The sequence below is a fragment of the Anabaena sp. FACHB-1237 genome (assembly GCF_014696225.1).
In the GTDB taxonomy this organism is placed as follows: domain Bacteria; phylum Cyanobacteriota; class Cyanobacteriia; order Cyanobacteriales; family Nostocaceae; genus FACHB-1237.
In genome coordinates, this window is sequence record NZ_JACJPV010000014.1 from 37,939 (window position 1) to 60,887 (window position 22,949).

Sequence of the window (22,949 nt, forward strand, 5' to 3'; positions counted from 1 at the left end):
TTGTAACAACAGGAATTCATTCCCAGTCGGGCTTCTTGATCTCCTGACTGCTATAGGGGCGAACAGCCGTTCGCCCCTACAGCAGTCCTTAATAATGCGTCCCTGTTTTGCGATAGTTAATAGCTGTGATAGCATCGGGTTGTAATAACTTACCATTTTCTACAATGGCATATATTACCCAATGATCACCACATTCCATTCGTTCATGTACAGTACATTCTAAATATGCCAGTGCGTCAGTAAGAATTATACAACCATTATCCGCTTCGGCTGTAGAGAAGTTAGCAAAGCGATTTTCTCCCGGAGCGAAGTTTTTGCGGAAATGCTTCATATACTCGGTGTGAATGCCCTCTGGAAGCACATTCAGCGCGAATTTACCGCCGGGGTAGAGTAAAGATTCTATGGCTCGATCTTTAGCGATCGCCATCGTAATTCCTGGGGGGTTGAACGTCGCTTGAGACACCCAACCTCCCATCATTCCCGTAGAAAAATCTCCCTGTTTAGCAGTAATAACACACACAGAACCAATAATGCGGCCTACCGCTTGTTCCATTGGTGTAGCTGCTTGTTGAGGTACTCGCACTTTTCTAGCCTTCTTCAATGCTTGAGCAAAATCTGTACCCACTTCCTCACAGTATTTCAGCGCAACTCCATCAGGCTTAAACTTAACCTTTAAAGTCTCAAACCCAAAACGATAACCAGCATCTCTTAATTTACCTTCTACCAAATCTAACGCTTCACCACTCCAACCATAAGAACCAAATACTCCCACAGGTTTACTATTATTGCCACTTGCTAAGACAATTCCTAACGCGGTATGAATAGGTGTGGGTGCGTGACCCCCTATAGTTGGTGTACCTATGATAAAACCATCGCAATTTTCTAACGTTTCACGAATTTCTTCAGGAGGTGCAAATTCACAATTAATAGATTTAACCGCTACTCCACCCTTTGTTAATCCTAAAGATATTGCTTGTGCTAATGTAGCAGTATTACCATAGGCAGAAGCATACAATAAAGCGACAGATATTTCTCTGGACTTTTGAGCGTGACTCCATTCAGCGTAGGACTTAGTTAAATCTAGTAAACTATGACGTACTACTGGACCATGACCTACTGCATACATTCTCACATGAAAATCAGAGATTTTTTCTAAAGCAGTTTCTACATGGGTAGCATGGGAAGCCATTAAACAATTAAAGTAATAACGTTGATCCTCTTTGAAAGTTTCCCAATTTTCATCAAAGGCTTCATCACCACAAATATGAGCACCAAATAATTTATCTGTGTAAAGAATTTGGGTTTTTTCATCATAAGTGCAAAGTGCTTCTGGCCAGCGAGGACTAGGAGTAGGAAAGAACTTTAAAATATGACCTTTTCCTAAGTCTAAAGTTTCCTTACCTCGCATAGTGAAAATTCTAATATCTTGGTTAGGAAAAGCTGCTTTTAAATTATTTGCACAGGGAAGAGAACAAACAAAAGTAATTTGGGGAGCAATTCCTAATAAGGCTTTTAATGTAGGAACACGATTAGGATTAAAATGTCCTAAAATGACATAATCTAACTGAGAAATAGGAATTGTTTGTTGTAAAGTTGGGAGATAAATTTCCGTAAAAGTTTCTGGTGGGGGATCGGTAATAGCAATTTTTTCCCCTGCTATTAAATAACTATTAGAAGTAGTTCCTCTGCAAAGTGCATATTCTATTTCAAACCGTAAACGCGACCAACTACGGGATCTTAAAACTTTAGTATTTGTAGCAATGGGGACTACTTGTACATCTCTTGGTTTGGAATTTATCATAGAATTGGAGGATGTTTGGGGTGCAGAGAAAACTTGAGAAAACCAATTTTTAGCTGATGTTACAGCGTGAGAAAATGAATCTGGAATTGGCATGATAATTAATTATTAACTCTTGAAAAGAATTTAGTAATTTGAGGAGTCAGGAGATCAAGGAGTTAGGAGTTGTAAGAAAGAATTAAAATAGTTTCACATCTGAGAAATAGGTTTTTGATAGTATTAGCTTTATTTAGAAAACCCTAATTAGGACTTTCTAAAAAATAAGTGCAGCAAACAAGAAACAGGGAGAAAACTCTTGATTCTGACTTCTTTATCTCCTGACTCCTCGATCTCCTGTTAATAGTAATTCCCTACTTTGCGATGACGCACTGCTGTAAGTCCATCTGGGTTGGATACCTTGCCATCTTCAACAACGCAGTATAAGATCCAATGATCGCTACATTCCATAGTTTTCACTACTTCACACTCTATGTAGGCTAACGCATCTGTAAGGATAGGTGAGCCGTTTTTGGCAATTTGGGTTCTCACTCCTGTAAACCTATCTGTACCGGGTAATAAACGCTTGAGGAAATGCTTTTTCAGGTCTTGATAGTTACTTTCTTCTAAAACATTCAAAACAAACCTGTCCCCTAATTGCAACAAACTATCTATCCCTCTATCTTTAGCTATAGCAATAGTAAAACCTAATGGCTGTAAACTAGCTTGTACTACCCAAGAAGCGATCATTGCTCCATTAGTTTCACCTTTTTTAGCTGTAACTATATATAAACCATTGCTAAGTCTACCTAATGCTTTCTCCATGTTTACATCAAGAGACTTAATTTGCTTAATATTCCGTTCTCTAATCAACAACTGTCCTAAATCATGACCTGCATCTTCACATAATTTATAAGTATTTGCCGTGGGAGTTTCCTTAATACGAATTGCTGTAAATGCTTCCTTTATGCCTAAATCTATAAATTTACGTCTTAGGGTATCAATAGGTTCATCATCACCACCATAGCATTCAAATAAACCTACCACTTGTTTATTTTTAGCCACTGCTAATAAAGAACTAATGGCAGCTTGTGCTGTGGATGCACTGGTAGGAGACATACCTACAATTAAACCTGTGGCACGGCCTGCTAATTCTTGGATTTCTTGAATGTCTGCTGTATTCAAATCTAATACTTCTACACCCACACCAGCTTTTTGCAGCCCGTCCCCAATAGCATGAGCTAGATGATCACTAAAACCATAACCAAAAACATAGAATAATCCTACCGTAGTTTCTGATTTTGCCTGTTTTTGACTCCAATTATGATAACAATCTTTTAATACTTCTAAATGATGATAAAGTAAAGGACCATGACCATTAGCTATGATTTTAATATTTCCTAATTCGTTCATTTTTTTCATAGCATTTAATAATGAACGAGCATTTGGTCCCATTAAACAATCATAATAGAAACGAAAATCTGTCTCAATTGCTTCTAAATTTTCATCGAAAGTACGATCATCACAAAAGTGCATTCCGAAAGCATCACAAGTATAAATTACTTCTGTTTTTTTGTCGTAACTAAATATAGTATCAGGCCAATGTAAATTAGGCGCACTGACAAATTCAATTTCGTGACCTTTACCAATATTTATGCGATCGCCACTTTTGACAATTCGTTTAGAAAAAGGTTCATGAACTAATCCTTCTAAAAACTGTAATGCTACTTTAGAAGCTAATACAGTGGCTCTAGGAGCTAATCTTAACACATCTTCCACTAAACCACTATGATCAGGTTCGGTATGACTAACAATGATATAATCAATAGATTTGAGATTAATTAAACCCTTGAGGGTATCTAAATAAAGTTGACGAAATTTCTGATGAGAAGTATCAATTAAAACTGTTTGTTCTCCTCTAATTAAATAAGAATTATAGGTTGTACCATTTTGCAAACCAAATTCAATATCAAAGCGATCGCGGTCCCAGTCCAGACAACGAATTGCTGTGGTATTAGGGGCAATTTCTACAGTTTGTATAGTTAACCGATGCTCGATATTTCCTGCGATCGTTACCATTATTATACTTTCCTAGTCTCAAAATTAATAGTCGTTTATTCTGCTCCCATTTTCTCGATAAATCTTTAATAAAGCTGTAATTAATAATAGATTTATGAAACTAATATTTGTTGCTAATGATGCTATCTGCTATCAGTGGTCAACTATTAGCCAGATTGATATTAGTTACTTATTACCCAGGGAATAAATTCCTTATCTAAAAAGTCGGTTTTAAGGGACTGATTTTATCACTACTTACTCCAGACTAATTGTAGGGGTTTAATATGTTAAACCCTTACTCACTCCTAATTATTAAAAAAATATAAAGAATATTTATTCACAACTTATTGATCATATTCTCAAGATTCTTGACAATATTCTCAATAATTCCTACGAGTTTTCAAGGGTTTCAGGCTCTTGACATTTAGCCCCTCTTTTTGTATGATTTTTATAGTGTAAAATTTGAGCTTTACTATAACAATAATCTAAACAACATCGTATTCATAAATACCATCACAATACTGAATTAAGTATTTATCCATAATTATTAAAAAAACATAAAGAAATTTATTGAGAAAAAGTCGGGTATATTCTCAAGATTCTTGACAATATTCTCAATAATCCCTACGAGTTTTCAAGGGTTTCAGACTCTTGACATTTAACCCCTCTTTTTGTATGATTTTTATAGTGTACAATGTGGAAGATATTATAATTTATTTTAACTATTTGTTGTAGGTAGTTATAAATACTTTGAAAATACTGAAGAAATAGTTTTTAAAAACTATTTACAAACTATTAAACAACTATTAAAAAATAGTAAGCTAATGTGCAGCACTCACTGTATAAATAAAAAACCTGAAGTTACAGTAGCACAAGCATCTTGCTTGTATTAATTATTCAAGTTAAAGGCACAACAGCTTAATATGGCTGGAAATTAGCGATAGACCAAAATAGTAAATATAGTAAATAAAAAGATATTTTGTAATTAATGATAGTAATTAATAACTAACAACTGAAGGTTGATAACTAACCACAGATTCCAAAGCAGAAAATTCAAAAATCTGGCCACGTTTCACAAACCCTAAAAAGCCATCTTTTTCAGCGTCAGGTAAAACTGTAGGTTGATAACCATAGAGCCACATTTTGTTTTTCAAAGAGTTAGGTAATTTAGTTAACTGTTTATAACTAGCATGAACTGGACTAGGATAAAGGGAGGTTTCGCAGTCATGAAAAATGAGGTCTGCTTCTTCATAAAACCGTCTATTTTGATGTAGCACTAACTGGGTATCCGTCGTGAGAAATATTTTCACACCTTCCACTTCAAAAAATAAACCATAGGATGGCATAAGATAATAACCACTATCAACATGAGTCACTGTCACTAATTGAAATTCTATTCCTTGCCAGAAAAAAGAACCTTCGTATTTAAGTTTTTCCATAGCGAAAAAGCTCTCCAATTCAGCAATTTCTCCACTGATAAATCTTAACCCCCCTGATAAGGTTCTATCCCATAAATCACTGGCAATATCTTTACTGGTATATAATCTTGGTCTTTGACAACGAGGGTCAAAAAATGTACTAAGGGCAATATATTCTAATCCACCCACATGATCAGCATGAAGATGACTAATATAAATATCTGTAATATCCAGATGGGAAAAACCCGCTTGATGTAGTGAAAACCTAATATCTGTACCGCAGTCAACCAGGAGTTTTTGGTTTTGTTCATTGACTATGAGAATATTGGACTGAAAGTTGTCAGTACCTACAGTAAACGCCGAACCAGAACCTAGGAAGATTAATTTTGTCATCTTTAATACTTGTTAATTGTTAATGTAGTAGCTATGATCTCTTAGCTATCAAATTTAGCTTTAGTGGGTTGTTTTTGCTAATTCTATGAGGGTATTAAACTTGCTAGTGACGGCAGGTGGTTTGAGTGTAAAATAAATGTAGAATTTACCACTGTCTGATTTTTTCTCCAACACCTTGGCATAAATATCTTCATTTTCTCCTGGTTGTGTGGTTGCTAAAAGGTTAATTTTTAGATTGGTTAATCCTGGAGGTGGAGACTGTTCTGGATAATTATCTATAATTACCTCAGCTTCATGCAGTGATAGTTTAATTACACTGGCTTTATGCGCTTTATTGCTAATATCTTTACCATCTAAACTGGCATATTGGAAAGCAATTGGTTCAGGAAGAGTATATAATTCTTCTTCTTCTTGTGATAAGAACAGGTTATATTCTCCGGCAAGACCACCCACTTCATAAATTGTAATTGGTTCTTTAACTCCTTTGGGTGTAACTTGACGTTCACTGTTAATTTTCACTATTGATTCTACTTGTTTAAATGTAGATTCAGAAATAAATATTTGTCCGCCAATGGTGTAAGATTCTATGCGATAGGTCAGATTGACTTGACTTCCGACTATACCATATTTGGTACGTTTTTCTGAACCAATATTTCCTACTACTACAGCACCAGTATTGATGCCAATTCCCATTTCTAAGGGTAGTAAACCCCATTCTTTCATTTGGGCATTGACTTTCACCATGGCCATTTGCATTTCTATACCACAGGCTACTGCTCTGACAGCATCATCTTCTCTGGTTGTGGGTGCGCCAAAAAGTACGAGAATACCATCACCCATAAATTCGTCTATTGTTCCTTGATATTTCGTGATCACATCGGCCATGTTTTCTAGGTAAAAGTTAAGTATTTTTACAACTTCTTCTGGTTGAAGTCTTTCTGACGTGGCTGTGAAACCACGTAAGTCCGAGGTAAAAATAGTAATTTCTTTCCGTTCTCCTCCTAATTTTAGTCCTTCTGGGTTTTCTAAGATGTTAGAAACTACGGCATCTGTAAGGTAGCGTCCGAAAATTTTTCTAATATCACCTGCACTGCGAGCAATGTAAGCTGTAATGGTGAGCATAGAACCACTTGTAGCTATAAATGCTGGCACTATGGGCAACCACCAACCATACAGGAAGGCGATATAGGTGCTGCCGATGAGTATAATAAATGCTAGTAGAAAGGTACTGGTTTTTTTCACGGAAAATTCTTCTGATCTTAATAACCAGCTTAATGTAGCTCCTATAGCACTCCATAATAAGATCCATAAATATTCTTGTGGCTCTGTCCAACTTTTAAATAAGGGACGATCTTCCATGGCCGCGCTAATAATTTGACTGGCTAGATTAGCATGGATTTCTACTCCATTCATTGGCGATGGTGAACCAATTAAACTACTACTATAGGGTGTAAAGAAGGAATCTTTGAAACTATCTCCAGCATATCCAATTAAGATTACGCGATCGCGTCCCCAATCTTGAGGTTTTTTATTTTGGAGAATATCTGTCATGGTGACTGTTTCAAAATAGTTACTACCCCCACGATAATTAATTAATATTTGATAGCCACTGTTGTTGGTTCTAATATAACCACCATCGTTTTCTTCTAAAGGCGAAAATTTGGCTTTCCCTATTTGCCATTTCTCATTAGCACTAATCTTTTCTTTATCCAAATACAGTAAGGCCAAATGTAGGGCGAAACTGTATACTGTTTCATTGTTTTTGACATCTTTTAAATAGAAAAACCCTCTTCTAACTTTATTATCTGCATCTAATATTAAATCATTTGATCCTACTTGATTTTTAGCTTTTAATATTGGTGGTGGCGCAACTACATTCCCTAAGTCATCTTTGACTACTTTTTGAATCCCTACTAAATAGGGTGTGCTGTTAAATACCTTTGCTAGTTCTTTTGATCCTGGTTCTACTGGCAAATCACGATATACATCTAAACCAATCGCTCTTGGTTGTCTAGCTTTAAGCTTATTAATCAGTTCTGCTAGTTTAGCATCGTTCACACTAGATTGCTCTAATGTTTGCAAGTCAGATTCAGTAATACCTACAATTACTACTCTATTATCCTTTCCTGCAGGCGATCGCCAACGCATATATTGATCAAAAGCTCCCCACTCCCATGCCTGCAATAACCCAATAAAGCGGAGCAGGATCACTAGACCTGCGATCGCAGGTGTAGCCATCCATACGCCCCGCCATTGCCAAAACCAATTTTTCCACTCTTGGGATTTCATACTTTTATATCATCTGAGAATTAATTTACAATTAAGGTTTTGGTTTGCTCAAATTTGGTTTATTTGGTGTTGTTTGACTCAAATTTGGTTTATTTGGTGTTGTTTCACTCAAATTTGGTGCATCTGCTAGTTCTTTCAATCCTACTGATGATAATAATTCTCTCCATTCATTAGGTTTTTCTTTCCGTATTTCCATCATAGCCTCTAAAGTGTTATACCAGTAATTATTTTGGGCATAGATTTCTGCTTGTTTATACAAGTCCTTATTTTGCAGTAATTTTTGTTCAGATGGTTTTAAGGCTACCCTATTGATCATCCCTTTTACAGACTCATTGCTATTGGAATCTTCGGGATTACAAACTATCGTAAAATACCATGTGTAGCTCTTGCCTACTTTTAACGGTACTTTTTCTGGTACTGATGCCTTCATAATTCCTGATGTACCAGTCATCTTTAATTCTTGTTTATATATTTCCTCTCCCTCTTCGTCCATTACGAGAAACTCCGCAGTTTTCGCTGTACTTTTAGGAACGTATACAAACAAGCTAGTTCCATCCTTAGCGGTATTACCTGTATTCTTTCTATTGGGCATCAAAGCTGTTAAAGATGGCTTACCTGGGTCTAATTTTATACAAGAAGTACCTCTTCGTCCTCCGCCGATGGTTTTGTCAGGTGCGCCCCTATCTTCTGCTTGGGGAAATTTGAGGCTTATTTGCATTGGCGATGACTGTGCTAATAATTGCGCCGGAAATGCTGATAAAATTACTAAGCTGGGAACAAGTACAAGGGGCAACTTACCCAGGGGTTGAATATATTTTTGTAACTTCATGGCACTGTCTCTTAATTTTTACTTTCTTGACCTATTGTATCAGGGTTCTTGATTTTTTGACCACTTTACTGAAAAATTAGTTATGTAACGTTTCTTAACTTTCTGTCCTAACCATCCAAACTGGTATCATATCTCGCAAATAATCCGTTTACGGAAATTAATTTATACTGATAATTCGGGAAAATATGAAAACTAATGTATTTATTAGAACTATCTAGTAAAAAAGTATCGGATATGGATAAGTAGATAGTGATAAATGAAAATAAACAGGTAAACTATATTAGCCAAGAATTGGGTTAGCCAACAAAGGTGATGTAAATAATGAATAGTGAGTCCACGTCTGAAATTAAACTTAATCATCCTGAAAGTGAGGTTACTCAGCAAACAGTGACCACATCTCAAGAACAGGAAAATTCTACGCTGACAGAAGACAGTGGCGATACTGCGGTACAGTCAGAAGAAGTTAATGTTGCTGTATTAGCACAATTAGCCCAGGAAATTGAATCTCTCAAGATGCAATTAGAAGATCGTAATACTCAATATATGCGTATTGCAGCAGATTTTGAAAATTATCGCAAACGCACTTCTAGAGAAAAAGAAGAATTAGACATACAGGTAAAACGCAATACAATTATCGAATTGCTGCCTGTAGTGGATAATTTTGAAAGAGCTAGAGCGCATCTGAAACCCCAAAAGGAAGGTGAAATGGCAATTCACAAAAGTTATCAAGGAGTTTATAAACAATTAGTAGATTCCTTGAAACGTTTAGGGGTATCACCAATGCGTCCAGAAGGTCAAGTGTTTGACCCTAATTTGCATGAAGCGGTGATGAGAGAACCAACCAATGAACATCCAGAAGGAACGGTTTTAGAAGAATTAGTCAGAGGTTATTATTTTGGCGATCGCGTATTACGTCATGCGATGGTCAAAGTAGCAGCACCTCCAGAAGATGTATCTTCAAACTCAGATCCACAAGAAGAATAAAAATCACGATTCATAGTTAATCAATTACTGATTAATTATTACTGGACATCTCCAAAAATCAGGTCAGAAGCCTTATCTACTGTCAGATAATTTTAATTATTGTAGGTGTCTACTGATCACAACCAGGTTCGGCTATTATGGCCTACCTGGAATAATTAACTTATTTCCGCTACCACATAGCTAACTAAGATGATGAAATTGATCCTGCTGCTGAAAGTTTACAAGAACATCCTTTAGCAGGCGATCGCCAAGTCACTATACATTTGGTGTTAATTAATGTAAAAACGTTCTATATCACGTCTCTACAAAGGTTTTACAAAACGCTTATGTAATTTTCACCACAGGTATATTAGTCAACTTGATTGCCTTCAACGTAATATACTTATAGAACTATTAATAAATATTTTTTCTTATCAAAAAATTCACTAAACAAAAACCAATGGAACAATTAGTTAAAAGCGGTACTGGTTGGCGAGTAGGCTGGAATCCAAATGCTCAAGTATTTAAAGGATTAATTGGCACGGAAGATTGGGCAATAGAATTAACAGAAGCAGAATTAAACGATTTTATTCGGTTATTACAACAGCTTGTAAATAGTATAAAGCATTTATCTACAGAATTAATGGATGAAGAGAAAATTGCTTGTGAAGCGGAAAGTGACTTATTGTGGATGGAAGTGGAAGGTTATTCTCATGCCTACAGTTTGCGATTTATTCTGCTTACAGGGCGTGGTGTGGAAGGTGAATGGCTTCCTGAGTCAGTTCCTCAATTATGGCAAGCATTATCTACGTTAACAGTTTTCTGAAACATTTTGGGGATTTTTTGATAAACCTCTTGACAATTGATTAAACTTATGATAACTTTAGAAAAGTGACTTGATCAGATTTACGTTAGATACTTTGGCAAAATCCCCAAACCAAAGGTTAAGTATAACCTAAATTAAGATTGAGTGAGCGGGGCGTAGCGCAGCTTGGTAGCGCGCCACTTTGGGGTAGTGGAGGTCGTGGGTTCGAATCCCGCCGCTCCGATTTATTTCAAACCCTGACTGTGTTTAGTTTTTACGGTTTATGTTAGACATTTTTGGTATTAGGTTTAAATAGTAGGAATATGTGCAAGCATCTTGCTTGCATCTATTATCCAAATTAAAAGCACAACAGCTTATTCCCGAATTATTAATAAAATTAGTGTTGCTGAAACAGCATTCGGCAATATAGGAGTAATATTTGATTCATGGAAAGATAGGTAGGGTGCGTCAGATACAGCAATTCCCGTTATTATGAGGTACAGATGTTAATGATAAAACCCTTGTAACACAGGCATCTTGCTGTGTTCACAGTGTACCTCATATAGATGGAATGTGCTGTATTATAAATCTGTTGATTGATGGAATTTATGGAGTCTGACGCACCCTACAATACTAATTCAGCAAGTCCCAAAATTTTAATACGAGTCCTATATCATGATTAAAAAATGCTAAGAACGTAAATCAAAGTAAAGAGAATAATCCAAATAATATCCACAAAATGCCAGTAAATTTCTGCCATTTCCACGCCAATGTGTTTACTAGCAGAATAATGTCCTGGTTTAAAAGAACGCCATAGAACACCTAAAATTAATAACAAGCCTACAAATACATGAAGTCCATGAAATCCTGTCATTAAATAAAAGCAATTAGCAAAAATATTAGTAGTTAATCCATAACCTAAATTGATATATTCGTAAATTTGTCCAGCTAAAAATGTTGCTCCCATTATAGCAGTAATAATATACCAAAAACGCATCCAACCTATACTATTTCTTTTAATTGCCATATCACCAAAATGAATGACAAAACTACTAGAAACTAGAATAATACTGTTAATTGTGGGTACATATAATTCTACTTCTGTACCTTGAGGTGGCCAGACAGATGTAGTACCTTTAAAAAATAAATACGTAGCAAAAAATCCCCCAAACATTAAAGATTCAGACGCGAGAAATGTTAATAATCCCCACACTCGTAAATCTGGATGTTCACTATGATCATTTTGATGTGGTGTAATGGCAGTCATGGTATTTTTCCTATTAGTTAATAAAGAGATACAATCAATACATCTTAGGTGATGTTGGGTTGTCCTGTTGATACAGCACATTCCATCTATATGAGGTACACTATGAACACAGCAAGATGCCTGTGTTACAAGATATACAGGAGGTACACTGTGAACAGGCAAGATGCCTGTGTTACAGGGGTTTTATCATTAACATCTGTACCTCATAATAACGGAAACTGCTGTAAATGTTGGGTTTCGCTGTCGCTTAACCCAACCTTGTATCTTAAAGGAGGTTGGGTAGAACGAAGTGAAACCCAACAATCATTTTCCAATCATTGTAGTTTAGTGACTCCTGATGATTTATGACCATAATCATAAGGTCCATGAGTAACCACAGGTAAAACGTGCCAATTTTCAATAATTGGTGGAGAAGATGTAGTCCATTCTAATGTTAACGCGTCCCAAGGATTATCTCCTGCTGATGCACCTTTTTTCCAACTATTAATCATGTTGAAAATAAAGGGAATTACCGAAATTGCCAGAAAAAACGCACCAATGGTACAAATTTGATTAAGATGGGAAAATTGCGGATCATACATAGCAACTCGGCGAGGCATTCCTTTTAAACCCAATTCGTGCATGGGTAAAAATGTCAAATTTGTACCAATAAATGTAAGGACAAAATGTACTCTTCCCCAGGTTTCATTCATCATTTTTCCTGTAATTTTAGGATACCAATGATAGATACCTGCATAAATACCAAAAACTGATCCACCAAATAAAACATAGTGGAAATGTCCTACTACATAATAGGTATCGTGAACGTGAACATCAAAGGGTGCTGTTCCCATAGTTACGCCACTTAAACCCCCCATAACGAACATTGATAATAAACCAATGGCAAATAACATTGCTGTAGTAAAACGGATTTTTCCACCCCATAAAGTCGCTACCCAACCGAATATTTTTACCCCCGTAGGTACAGCAACAATTAAAGTGGAAATAGTGAAAAACATCCGCATCCATCCAGGTGTACCACTGGTAAACATATGGTGTACCCAAACGAATAAACCAACCACACAAATAGCAACAGTGGAATAGGCGATCGCTTTATAACCAAAAATTGGTTTTCGTGCATGAACAGGAATTACTTCCGACATAATGCCAAAAATTGGCAGGATCATTAAATAAACTGCGGGATGGGAATAAAACCAAAATAAATGTTGGTAAATAACCACATTACCACCCGCATCTGGTTTAAAGAAAGACGTACCAAAATTAATATCAAATAATAGCAAAACTAACCCAGCAGCTAATACTGGTGTGGATAACAAAGCCAGAATAGAAGTTGCTAAAATTGCCCAACAAAATAGGGGAACTTGATCCCATTTCATACTAGGAACTTTCATCATTAAAATAGTAATGACGAAATTAATAGAACCTAAAATTGAAGAAGTACCCACTAAAACAATTGCTAAAATCCACAAACTTTGGGCATAATTAGCAGTCACTAAACTTAAAGGAGGATAAGCAGTCCAACCAGATTGAGAACCACCAAAGATAAAACTTAATAATAGTAACAATCCTGCGGGTGGATTTAACCAGAAAGCTATAGCATTTAACTTAGGAAATGCCATATCTCTAGCCCCCACCATCAGGGGCACTAAATAATTACCAAATCCACCAATTGCACTAGGAACAATCCATAAGAAAATCATGATTGTACCATGATTTGTCATGAAAGCATTATACAAATTGGGGTCAAGAAAATCGGACTCTGGAGTTGCTAATTCAGTGCGAATAGCCACAGCCATTAAACCACCAATCAGGTAAAAAACAAAGGCTGTAACTAAATATTGAATACCAATCACTTTATGATCAGTATTAAATGTGAAATAGTCTCGTAATTTCCACGCGGGAGGATGAACATTATTAATTAATAATGTTGGTGCTTGATGTTGATTGGATATCATAATAAATTCACTGATGACTCATAGCTAATGAGTGAATTGTGGCTGCTTTTACGCCTAATTCTTGTTCGTATGGTGCAAGAAATTGTTCAGAATTAACTGCTACTAAATGATTAACTTCTGGTTGGGTAGCTAGTTGATTTTCTGCTATCCAATTTTGATAATCTTTGGGTTCATGAACTATGACTTCTGTTCTCATAGAACCGTGATAACCACCACATAATTCCGCACAAACTACAGGATAAGTTCCTGGTTTAGTAGCTACAAATCTTAATTGTGTAGGAACACCAGGAATAGCATCTTGCTTGAGTCGAAATTGGGGAACCCAAAAAGAATGAATCACATCATTTGCTGATAAATTTAACTGTACATCCGCACCCACAGGAATGTGTAATTCTCCTGTGGAAATTCCCGTATCAGGATAGTTAAAAATCCAAGCAAACTGCATTCCTTGAACATCTACAATAATGTCAGCAGGTTTATTTTTAGTTTGGGGATTTTCGCCAAAACCAATATTAGCTTCATTGCTATGATCACTGACATTCATCGCCATTTGTGTCATAGAATGACTATGACTGCTAACACCAAAACCGCCCATTTCGTTAAAAATGTTCACACTATAAATGCCTAAACCAATAACAATAATAGTGGGAATTGCAGTCCAAAAAATTTCTAAACCAATGTTACCTTCAATGGGTACACCGTCGCTATTATCTCCTTTTTTACGACGATACAAAATTAAGAAAATAACTATCGTTCCTTCTACGATGAGAAATAAAGCGATCGCTATTGTTAACATCACATTAAAAAAATCATCTACCAAAGGTGCTTGTAGAGATGCTGCTTCTGGCAATAAATGATGATTTTGCCCTACCGAGATACTAATAGCTGCTACTATCAAACCAGCTAAAAGTGTCCACAGCGAAATAGGAATTTTTTCCATGAATACTACCTGCTGTGTAAATTGTAATTACGATCATTGAGTATTCAGCTATCAGCATTTAGTTAACATTAGCGATAGCCAAAATCAGATTAAACATGATCATCACTTCTGTGTATTCTGCAAGTTTTTCAACCTACAGGACATTTTTGTGCTATTAATTGGTACTATTAAATTTCTAACTTATATTTGTGCAAAAATAGCAGAAACTTCCATATTTTTTCATATCTATAATTTCAGATCACCGACTTCTTCAAGAAGTCGGGAATCTGGTACAATAATTACAATTTTTCATTTATATTTATGGTAAGTAAAACAGTTATTCAATTATGTTAAATTTATATAGAAATGCAGTTTCCCCTCTAAATTAGCTAATAATACTTAACATTCACCCACATTATTTATCTAATGTGGAATGGGTATAACAATTTTTAGGACAAATACGAGAACAGGCTTCACAACCAATACAATTTTCTGGATGTGCAACTACCATTACCTTACGTTCAATTTCCTCATCATCTTCATCTTCCACAAATTCGCCTTCTTCATTTAAAGCCATCAAACCTAAAACATTGTAGCCACATACTTTAATGCATCTGCCACAACCGATACATTTATCCTTATCTATTTCTTGGGCAAATTTAGGAGTCCAACTACCACCACCAAAAGTCAATCCGGTTAATGCTGCCATAATTATTCCTCAGCAATTTTCGCTACATATTAGTGAATTATTCCATCTTTATCCTAGCCTAATATTGATAATTTTCCATCAAAAAACTTAACATTTTTATCAAATTTTGATGACGTGATAAATAATATTATCTATTTTTCTGTGCCTAAAATAATTAGATGATATTCATTATTAATAAATATTTCTCAAGTAAAATCTTCCAAACCTGATTTAATCTGATTTTTAAAATATATTAACAATTATTATTCTCAATAAAACCTAGACTAATTAATTACATTCTTCTAAATTATTAGGAATTAACAGCAACTAGCAACCCCAACTATTGCCATTATCAACCCTCTAATTGCCAATATTTTGCAAATCTTACTAAGATTTACCATAAAGTCAGATTAATTGTATTTTCAATTACAAAACTTATTCAAAAATTAGAAATGTGCAAAGATAACATTGATGAAAATAGAAACAGCTAAAAATAGACATTATTGTCTATAAAAGTCAGATAAATCACACATAAATATTAAGAAATATTAGAATTTTAAAAAAAAAGATTGGCAAGCTCATTTTGAACAATCTTATTCAAATCTTTATGAAAATTATAGTTAATGAAGCAGTAATGAAGCCGGGGGTTTTTCAGTAATAACGTAAGTTGCCAGTTATATAAAGTAGGGTGCGTCAGAATCTTAAAATTGGTAATTTTAACCTAAGTTATTCCGTCTGACGCACCCTACAGACTACAAAATATCCGAAAATTAATAACTAGCAACTTGGGTTAATAACTTAGCTTCATTAAAACTAAAAAAACAACCTACAAAATATCAAAGTGGGTCTTATCTGTATGTAAAAAACAGTTACCAGTCACCATCACAAGAGAAAAAAAATCTTACCTCTCCACCATTCTCTTATCTGATTACTGATAGCTGAAAGCTGATTGTTATAGAGGGAATTTGGTAGCAAGTTATGAATCAACAGGACAAGAACAGGGGCAACTTGAACCAAACATCTCAACAATTAGAGTAGGAAAAATTCCTATGACCTATATAATTCCTAACAACAGTTGCGTGGGATGTGACAACTGCCGCCCCCTATGTCCTACGGGTGCAATTAAAATAGAAAATGATGAATATTGGATTGATCCTACTCTTTGTAAAAATTGTGAAGGTTACTATCAACAACCACAATGTGTAATTGTATGTCCTACAAATGCCCCCATACCTTCACAAGCAAAAAAAGGCAGATGCAAAATTGAACCACGAGATGCTACCAGTCCAGACTTATTTTCTAATAGCAAAAATAACCCTTTTGCATCAGCAATTGTTATCTGGGAGGCTTGCAACTTATTAGCACAAAGATCATCTTTACCTTGGCAAACAAATGAATTAGGAAATCTACAATATCGTCGTGTAGTAAACCAAGGTCGAGGAGTTATTACCTTTCAAATACAAGATAAACTTCATGTTTGTCAACACGCTACTAACCTACAAGTAATTGAAAATTTAGATATTCGTGCTGCTTGCATAAATCTAATCTTCGCAGCCCATATTACCAATTTAGAACAACCTTGGGAGGAAGAATTTACCATTGATGAACGACAAATTGAACAATATCTAGGTTTAGAAAAACGTAAGGACTTGAGTAAAAATGCCAAATTAGGGTTAATTAAAAACCTAGTTTATCAGGCTTGCTCCTTGATACTTTCTATTGACTGGCCATCACAAGGTCGTGTTCCCAGCTTTGCCATTCAAAATAGTCGTTTGTGGCATTTAATGGATATTCAACACCATTTTCAAGAAGATGATCAAGGTTGTAAATATCTGATTGGTTTAACATTTAAAATCAAAGCAGGAATGTGGACACAGCATTTTTTCAATAGACAAGGATGTAAAGAAAGAACTGCATTTTATCAATATGGTAGTCTCCCAAAATCCTTATTAACTACAGTAATGAGTTTATGGCAACAACATGAAGGTTCTGTAAGATTAATGTTATGGTTATTATTTAAAACCAAGATGGGTAGAGAACAAAGAATTACAGTTCCTACTTTATTGCGTGTTGCGTATGGAGAAGAAAAAGTCATCCAAGCTAACCGTCATCGAGAAGATCGGAAACGTCTATTAAAAACTTATGAAAATGATTTAGAGGTATTGAATCATTATGGAATTAAATCAAATTTTGATCCCATTACCTACCCTCCACAAATTCAACCCCTATGGGCAAAATTAGCAGATATTCCTGAAGATCCCGATGAAGCATTAGAATTTTGGATCAATGATGGTGGAGGAGAAAATCGTTTAACAGATGCAGGACCGCGCGGTAAATGGAATTTACTATTAAATGCGCGAATTTTATCTTTTGAATTACCTCCAGATTGGGAAAATCGTACAGAAGCATCAAAACAACAACGTCGTATTTCTAAAACTAAAACGAATCATCAACAAAGTGGCAATTTATTAGGGGAACAAATCATGCAAGCCAGAAAAAAAATGAATCTTTCGCAACGTGATCTTGCTAGGTTGATCGGCAAAAGTCAAAGTTGGATTAGAGATGTAGAAAATGGTCGTTTAAAGGCTAAATTAGATGATCAAATGCTATTGAGACAATTATTAGATATTTAATCCTAATTAGGAGTTACGCACGATGTTAGGAAAACCCTGATTATTGTGTAGGGGTAATTCATGAATTACCCCTACTTTAGTGATGTTTTGCGTAAGTTTTGCGTAATGTAATGGTAGGTTGCGTTTTCAAACCAAGCTACTTGTAGTTACTACTTTATGCGAAATTAACCACAAATTCGCTACAGTATATTTAACAAAAACCACTTCTCTTTCTGCATTACAGGAACTTTTAAGACTTTTAGTTTTTAAATTATCCTTAATCAATTTCGCTTGATAAGTATATAAATCTTCCCCCGGTTTACCAAAACTTAATTCACTTAAAATCGTATTATTATCTAAACTTTGTTCTAAAATTTTGCCCTTTAATTGATAATTAAACCAATCCCATCCTAACTGTAACATTAACTCTCTTTCTAACACCTGTAAAGAATTTGGTAATATCCCGCAACCTCTATATACCTTCAGTAATTCCTCTATATTTCCTTGATGAGTTAAAATCGCCATGAAACTATTTTGATCTAATCTTCCATAATATCTTCCCTGGGGTAAATCTATCATTGTTGGGGCAAATCTATGACCACCAAAATGGCTTGATCTCCACATTCTCACATTTTCTAATTGTAAATCATCTATACTTTTTTGACCATGAAAATAAAAGGGATTACCATATCTAGCACAACATTGATCATGACTACCATGAGTACAGATTAAAATATCTCTAGTGATGTGATTTTCTACTTCATAATTACTAGTAATACCTGCTAACCATTTGTTGATCACTCCCGCTACTAATTCTATATTTGGTAGTTTAAACTCCTGCTTTTTGTAACCACTACTTAAACCTTCCTGCTGCTGATAAATTAACAAAGTAGTTTCCTTAACCCGATGAGTTTCGTCATTCGCTATTAATAAAAACCTCATCGGTAATTTTTTCTTTTCTACTTCTGTAACTAACACTTTTAAATTATCCGGTACCCATTTAGAATTAAATGCTTCATACCCCCAAGGAGTTGGACATTCTACTAAAATATACGTTTCATATTTGGTAGCAGTACCAATCATATCCTCTTCTAATTCTCTGGAATTGTTAGCACAGAAAAATTTATTCATTGCATTCATTTACAGTTACTCAAGTATAATTCTTAGGGATTTTTATGGGTTTTTATACTACAATCATACAAAATCATTGTTGTATTGTCATTAACAATTTATGATTCTGTCATAAAAGTAATAAAGTTATACAATTATCTATTTTAATTAAATTTAATCAATTATAAATAGGTAAATGTATCTACTTGTTTAAATTCAGATTTTTTTACAGTTTTTCCGGTCAATAAATTATCCTTAAAAAAAATTTCAGCTTTGATTAAGGTTAAATTTATTCTATTTACTAATTGCAAAAAATTCTCAATAATTTGAGAAAAAATAAAAAGAGTAAAGATATATAAACTTTATTCTTCTCATTTTCAGGACTTACGCAACCGGCACATTGGTAGGGTGTGGTTCGACAAGCTCACCAACCAGCACCCTACAACAGATTTTTTAGTGTGACACTTGGGTAAGTCCTAATTTTATCAGTATGTTATCAGTAATTAGTAATTAGTGGTCAGTTTCTTTGATTTTAATCTGATAGCTGACGGCTGATAGCTGAATGCTAATAGCTTAGTGCCATATATTGTAATCTTAATAATTGCTTTACAAAAATTAATTTTAGCAATTTTACGATTGAATTTCCTGATGTAACCAATTATATTACATCTAATTGAGTAAAAATATGGTCAATTAAGAAAATTTGCCATAAATAAATAGTAGATAGTCACTTATGAAACGACAATAAAAATTTATTGACCTAATAATATGATATAGCTAGTATTGCATTCCTAAATAATGATTCAGAAATTACATTTATCTTGAATTTTGAGAATGAAACAATTTTCATGAATTTGATTAAATGTATTTTCTTAATTATTGAGGATAGCAATAGTCACTTATTACCTATTCTACCTATTTTTAAAATATATGACATTAATTTTAGCTTTGGATTTTGGTGGTACAAAATTAGCAGCATCCACAGTGGAAGCAGATGGTAAAGAATGGCTGAAACATGAAAGCGAGCTTTCTCCTGATCCGGGAGATGCTTTGACAGACTTAGAAATTATGCGATGGCTCATCGAAAAAGTGTTAGATGATAAAAAACCGGATGCTATTGGAGTAAGTTTTGGCGGACCTGTAGATGCTACCACAGGACTAGTAAGACTATCTCATCATGTTCCTGGATGGGAAAATGTTCCTCTCAAACAAATATTAGAAGAAAATTATTATGCACCAGTGAGTATAGATAATGATGCAAATGTAGCAGCAATAGGAGAATATCGTTTTGGTGCGGGTAGAGGATACGACACATTTTTATATATAACAATTAGTACAGGAGTTGGTGGAGGTTGGATAATTAATGGTAAACCTTGGCGGGGAGCATTAGGACTTGCAGGAGAAATAGGTCACACAGTGGTAGATCCTAGAGGACCAATATGTTTATGTGGGAAAAGGGGATGTGTAGAAAGGTTTGCATCTGGACCATATATGGCGCAAAATGCCAGAGAATTGCTAGAAAAAGAACCACGTAATTCTGGAAATAAAGTCCGAGGGGACATACTCAAATATCTCGTGAACAATGATTTAAACCTGATTACAGGTAAAATAGTCAGTGATGCAGCTGGATATGGCGACGAATTAGCCCAACAGGTATTATATCAGGGAGCGTGGGCTTTAGGTGTAGGAATCGGTAATGCAGCCAATTTAATGAACCCACAACGCTTTGTTTTAGGTGGAGGTGTGACTAAAGCAGGTGATAATTTTTGGGCTATAGTGCGGAAAGTGGCCAGAGAAACTGCATTACCAGAGGTTAATTTTGAAGTAGTGCGGGCATTATTAGGTGATGATGCACCATTATGGGGGGCTGTAGCTTTAGGATTAGATGTTTTAAGATAAGTATGAAACTGTAGAATTATGAAACTGTACAAAATTTTCGGCTTTGTGTGAAACAAAGTACAATTCATAGCGTAATTATGCAATACCAGAAAAGCGATCGCTCATAAAAAACCAGCCAGTTCTACTGTTGGTCTGTTCTATCAGAACTTTACGGCTCATAGTTGTAATTTCATCAGAAAAACTAACTTCTTAAATTTAATTAACTTTAGACTATTTGTAACCTAGTAGTTGATTAGAACGAAATTTCCGGTATAATAAGTAGTTATGTGTCATAGAAATGAGATTGGCAATGAATAAACAGCAGAGAATTTCAAAAGCCATAAAAGATGTCATATCTGAAAAGAAATTAATGTATTAGGTAAGGATTACAAAGAAAGAATTTATCGAGAATTTTTAGGAATTGAACCTCCTCAAGATTTTGAAGAAGGATTTTTAAAATAATTGATTGACAATAAGAGACATAAAATGCAGAATATACGATTTACTTTTATTGACCTTTTTGCTGGAATTGGTGGGTTTAAAATGGCATTAAGCAATAATGGTGGTCATTGTTTAGGCTTTAGTGAAATCGGACAGGATGCCATAAATACATATTGTGATAACTTTGAAATTGAACCTAGTTATAACTTAGGAGATATTACCAAAATCAAAGAATTACCATCCCATGATTTATTAACTGCTGGAGTTCCTTGTCAAAGCTGGTCAATTGCAGGTAAAAATCTCGGTTTTGACGATGATAGAGGACAATTATGGAACGATACAATTTATTTACTTCAACAATCTCAACCAAAAGCATTTATTTTTGAAAATGTCAAAGGATTAGTTGATACTCGCAATCAAAAAGCCTTAGCATATATCTTAGAAAGAATTACGCAAGCAGGATATTATGCCAAATATTTTATCATTAACTCCTTTGATTATGGTGTACCACAAAATAGGATTCGTGTATATATAATTGGATTTCGGGAAAAAGAGTATTTACAAAAATTCAGATTACCGAAACCAACAGATAAAAAACTCAAACTTGGGGATATATTAGGTATTTCATCGCAGCAAAAAATAGATAATCAGATGATTCAAAGAGACATATTTGGTAATATTATTGCATCTAAAAACATGAGTCTTTCCAGTACCAACGGATTCAACGATTACTTTTTATTTAACGACTTGAGAAATGGTCATACCACAATACACTCATGGGATATTATTCAAACTACTCAACGACAGAAAGATATTTGTTTATTATTACTGAAAAACAGACGGAAAAGTAATTATGGTGCATTAGATGGAAACCCATTATCATTAAAACATTTTCAAAACCTAGACTCATCAATTACACAGGCAGAAATTGGTGAACTGGTACAATTAGAAATTTTCAAACCAGAAGAATATCGTTTTATTATCAAACAGTATGATATTCAGGACTTGACAAAAGATGAAGCAACACTACTGTCATTTAGCAATAATGGAGAACTAATAGTTGACAGTTTAAAAATTCAAAAACTGTTGAAATTACAAAAAATATCAATTCAAAAAACAATTGAGTCTCTCAAACAAAAGGATATTATTGAATGTACCGAAATTCGCTATGATTTTAAAAATACGAAAATGAGTACAGGAATATTTGGTGTTAGTCGTATCTTTTTACCAACTTCTGATATTTTCCCAACTTTAGTGGCCAGCGATACTAATGACTTTATCACTTTAAAAACAATTTCAGCCATGAATCATCATGAATTTAAAAGCAAATTCATTAAAGAAGTTTATGAGTCAAGAGAATTTAGAAAAATCACTAAAAGGGAGGCTTGTTTAATTCAGGGATTTCCTGAAGATTTTAAATTACCAGAGTCAAGAGTAAAATGGATGAAACTAATTGGAAACAGTGTTTCAGTTCCCGTAATTGATAAATTGTGTAAAGCCATTATTGAGACTGGTGTATTTGAAAACCTAAAATTACAGTAGTGCAAGCA

General features: G+C 34.7%; 14 protein-coding genes, 1 tRNA gene and 1 pseudogene. 6 read left to right on the forward strand and 10 right to left on the reverse strand.

Annotated features, from left to right (window positions below; genetic code table 11):
• Nucleotides 1-88: 88 nt before the first annotated feature.
• The 5 genes from H6F32_RS09495 to H6F32_RS09515 form a co-directional block, all read right to left on the reverse strand.
• Entirely contained in the window at nt 89-1,801 is a 1,713-nt protein-coding gene (locus H6F32_RS09495; RefSeq protein ID WP_190369136.1) for a diflavin flavoprotein, read from the reverse strand.
• Nucleotides 1,802-2,134: 333 nt separating this feature from the next.
• Entirely contained in the window at nt 2,135-3,853 is a 1,719-nt protein-coding gene (locus H6F32_RS09500; RefSeq protein ID WP_190369089.1) for a diflavin flavoprotein, read from the reverse strand.
• Nucleotides 3,854-4,830: 977 nt separating this feature from the next.
• Nucleotides 4,831-5,643, reverse strand: a complete 813-nt coding sequence (locus H6F32_RS09505) for an MBL fold metallo-hydrolase (RefSeq protein WP_190369090.1) — start codon at nt 5,641-5,643, stop codon at nt 4,831-4,833.
• Between the two features lie 60 nt (nt 5,644-5,703).
• On the reverse strand, nt 5,704-7,932 hold the full coding sequence (locus H6F32_RS09510; RefSeq protein ID WP_190369091.1) for a CHASE2 domain-containing protein: 2,229 nt from the start codon (nt 7,930-7,932) through the stop codon (nt 5,704-5,706).
• 31 nt (nt 7,933-7,963) lie between these two features.
• Nucleotides 7,964-8,761 carry a DUF928 domain-containing protein gene (locus tag H6F32_RS09515; protein WP_190369092.1) on the reverse strand — a complete coding sequence of 266 codons (798 nt, stop codon included), beginning with the start codon at nt 8,759-8,761 and terminating at the stop codon, nt 7,964-7,966.
• Nucleotides 8,762-9,073: 312 nt separating this feature from the next.
• Here H6F32_RS09515 and grpE point away from each other — a divergent pair.
• The 3 genes and pseudogenes from grpE to H6F32_RS09530 all read left to right on the forward strand — a co-directional run bounded on the left by grpE (nt 9,074) and on the right by H6F32_RS09530 (nt 10,773).
• Nucleotides 9,074-9,745, forward strand: a pseudogene (gene grpE / locus H6F32_RS09520) (nucleotide exchange factor GrpE).
• Nucleotides 9,746-10,184: 439 nt separating this feature from the next.
• Complete coding sequence (locus H6F32_RS09525) at nt 10,185-10,550, forward strand: DUF1818 family protein (protein ID WP_190369094.1); 366 nt, start codon at nt 10,185-10,187, stop codon at nt 10,548-10,550.
• Between the two features lie 149 nt (nt 10,551-10,699).
• Nucleotides 10,700-10,773: transfer RNA gene (locus H6F32_RS09530), tRNA-Pro, on the forward strand.
• Nucleotides 10,774-11,208: 435 nt separating this feature from the next.
• Here H6F32_RS09530 and H6F32_RS09535 read toward each other — a convergent pair.
• The 4 genes from H6F32_RS09535 to fdxB form a co-directional block, all read right to left on the reverse strand.
• On the reverse strand, nt 11,209-11,796 hold the full coding sequence (locus H6F32_RS09535; RefSeq protein ID WP_190369095.1) for a heme-copper oxidase subunit III: 588 nt from the start codon (nt 11,794-11,796) through the stop codon (nt 11,209-11,211).
• Between the two features lie 314 nt (nt 11,797-12,110).
• Entirely contained in the window at nt 12,111-13,751 is a 1,641-nt protein-coding gene (gene ctaD / locus H6F32_RS09540; protein WP_190369096.1) for a cytochrome c oxidase subunit I, read from the reverse strand.
• Nucleotides 13,752-13,758: 7 nt separating this feature from the next.
• Nucleotides 13,759-14,691 carry a cytochrome c oxidase subunit II gene (locus tag H6F32_RS09545; protein WP_190369097.1) on the reverse strand — a complete coding sequence of 311 codons (933 nt, stop codon included), beginning with the start codon at nt 14,689-14,691 and terminating at the stop codon, nt 13,759-13,761.
• Between the two features lie 394 nt (nt 14,692-15,085).
• Nucleotides 15,086-15,379 (reverse strand): ferredoxin III, nif-specific, encoded by a 294-nt coding sequence (fdxB, locus tag H6F32_RS09550; RefSeq protein WP_190369098.1) that lies wholly within the window; start codon nt 15,377-15,379, stop codon nt 15,086-15,088.
• A gap of 1,028 nt (nt 15,380-16,407) precedes the next feature.
• On the opposite strand from fdxB, the gene H6F32_RS09555 reads away from it, so the two are divergent.
• The gene (locus H6F32_RS09555) at nt 16,408-17,991 is read left to right on the forward strand and encodes a helix-turn-helix domain-containing protein (RefSeq protein WP_190369099.1); all 1,584 of its coding nucleotides are present in this window, start codon (nt 16,408-16,410) and stop codon (nt 17,989-17,991) included.
• Between the two features lie 126 nt (nt 17,992-18,117).
• On the opposite strand, the gene H6F32_RS09560 is transcribed toward H6F32_RS09555, so the two are convergent.
• The gene (locus tag H6F32_RS09560; RefSeq protein WP_190369137.1) at nt 18,118-19,101 is read right to left on the reverse strand and encodes a sucrase ferredoxin; all 984 of its coding nucleotides are present in this window, start codon (nt 19,099-19,101) and stop codon (nt 18,118-18,120) included.
• Between the two features lie 909 nt (nt 19,102-20,010).
• On the opposite strand from H6F32_RS09560, the gene H6F32_RS09565 reads away from it, so the two are divergent.
• The gene (locus H6F32_RS09565) at nt 20,011-20,979 is read left to right on the forward strand and encodes an ROK family protein (protein WP_190369100.1); all 969 of its coding nucleotides are present in this window, start codon (nt 20,011-20,013) and stop codon (nt 20,977-20,979) included.
• A gap of 465 nt (nt 20,980-21,444) precedes the next feature.
• Nucleotides 21,445-22,941 carry a DNA cytosine methyltransferase gene (locus H6F32_RS09570; protein ID WP_190369101.1) on the forward strand — a complete coding sequence of 499 codons (1,497 nt, stop codon included), beginning with the start codon at nt 21,445-21,447 and terminating at the stop codon, nt 22,939-22,941.
• Nucleotides 22,942-22,949: the final 8 nt, after the last annotated feature.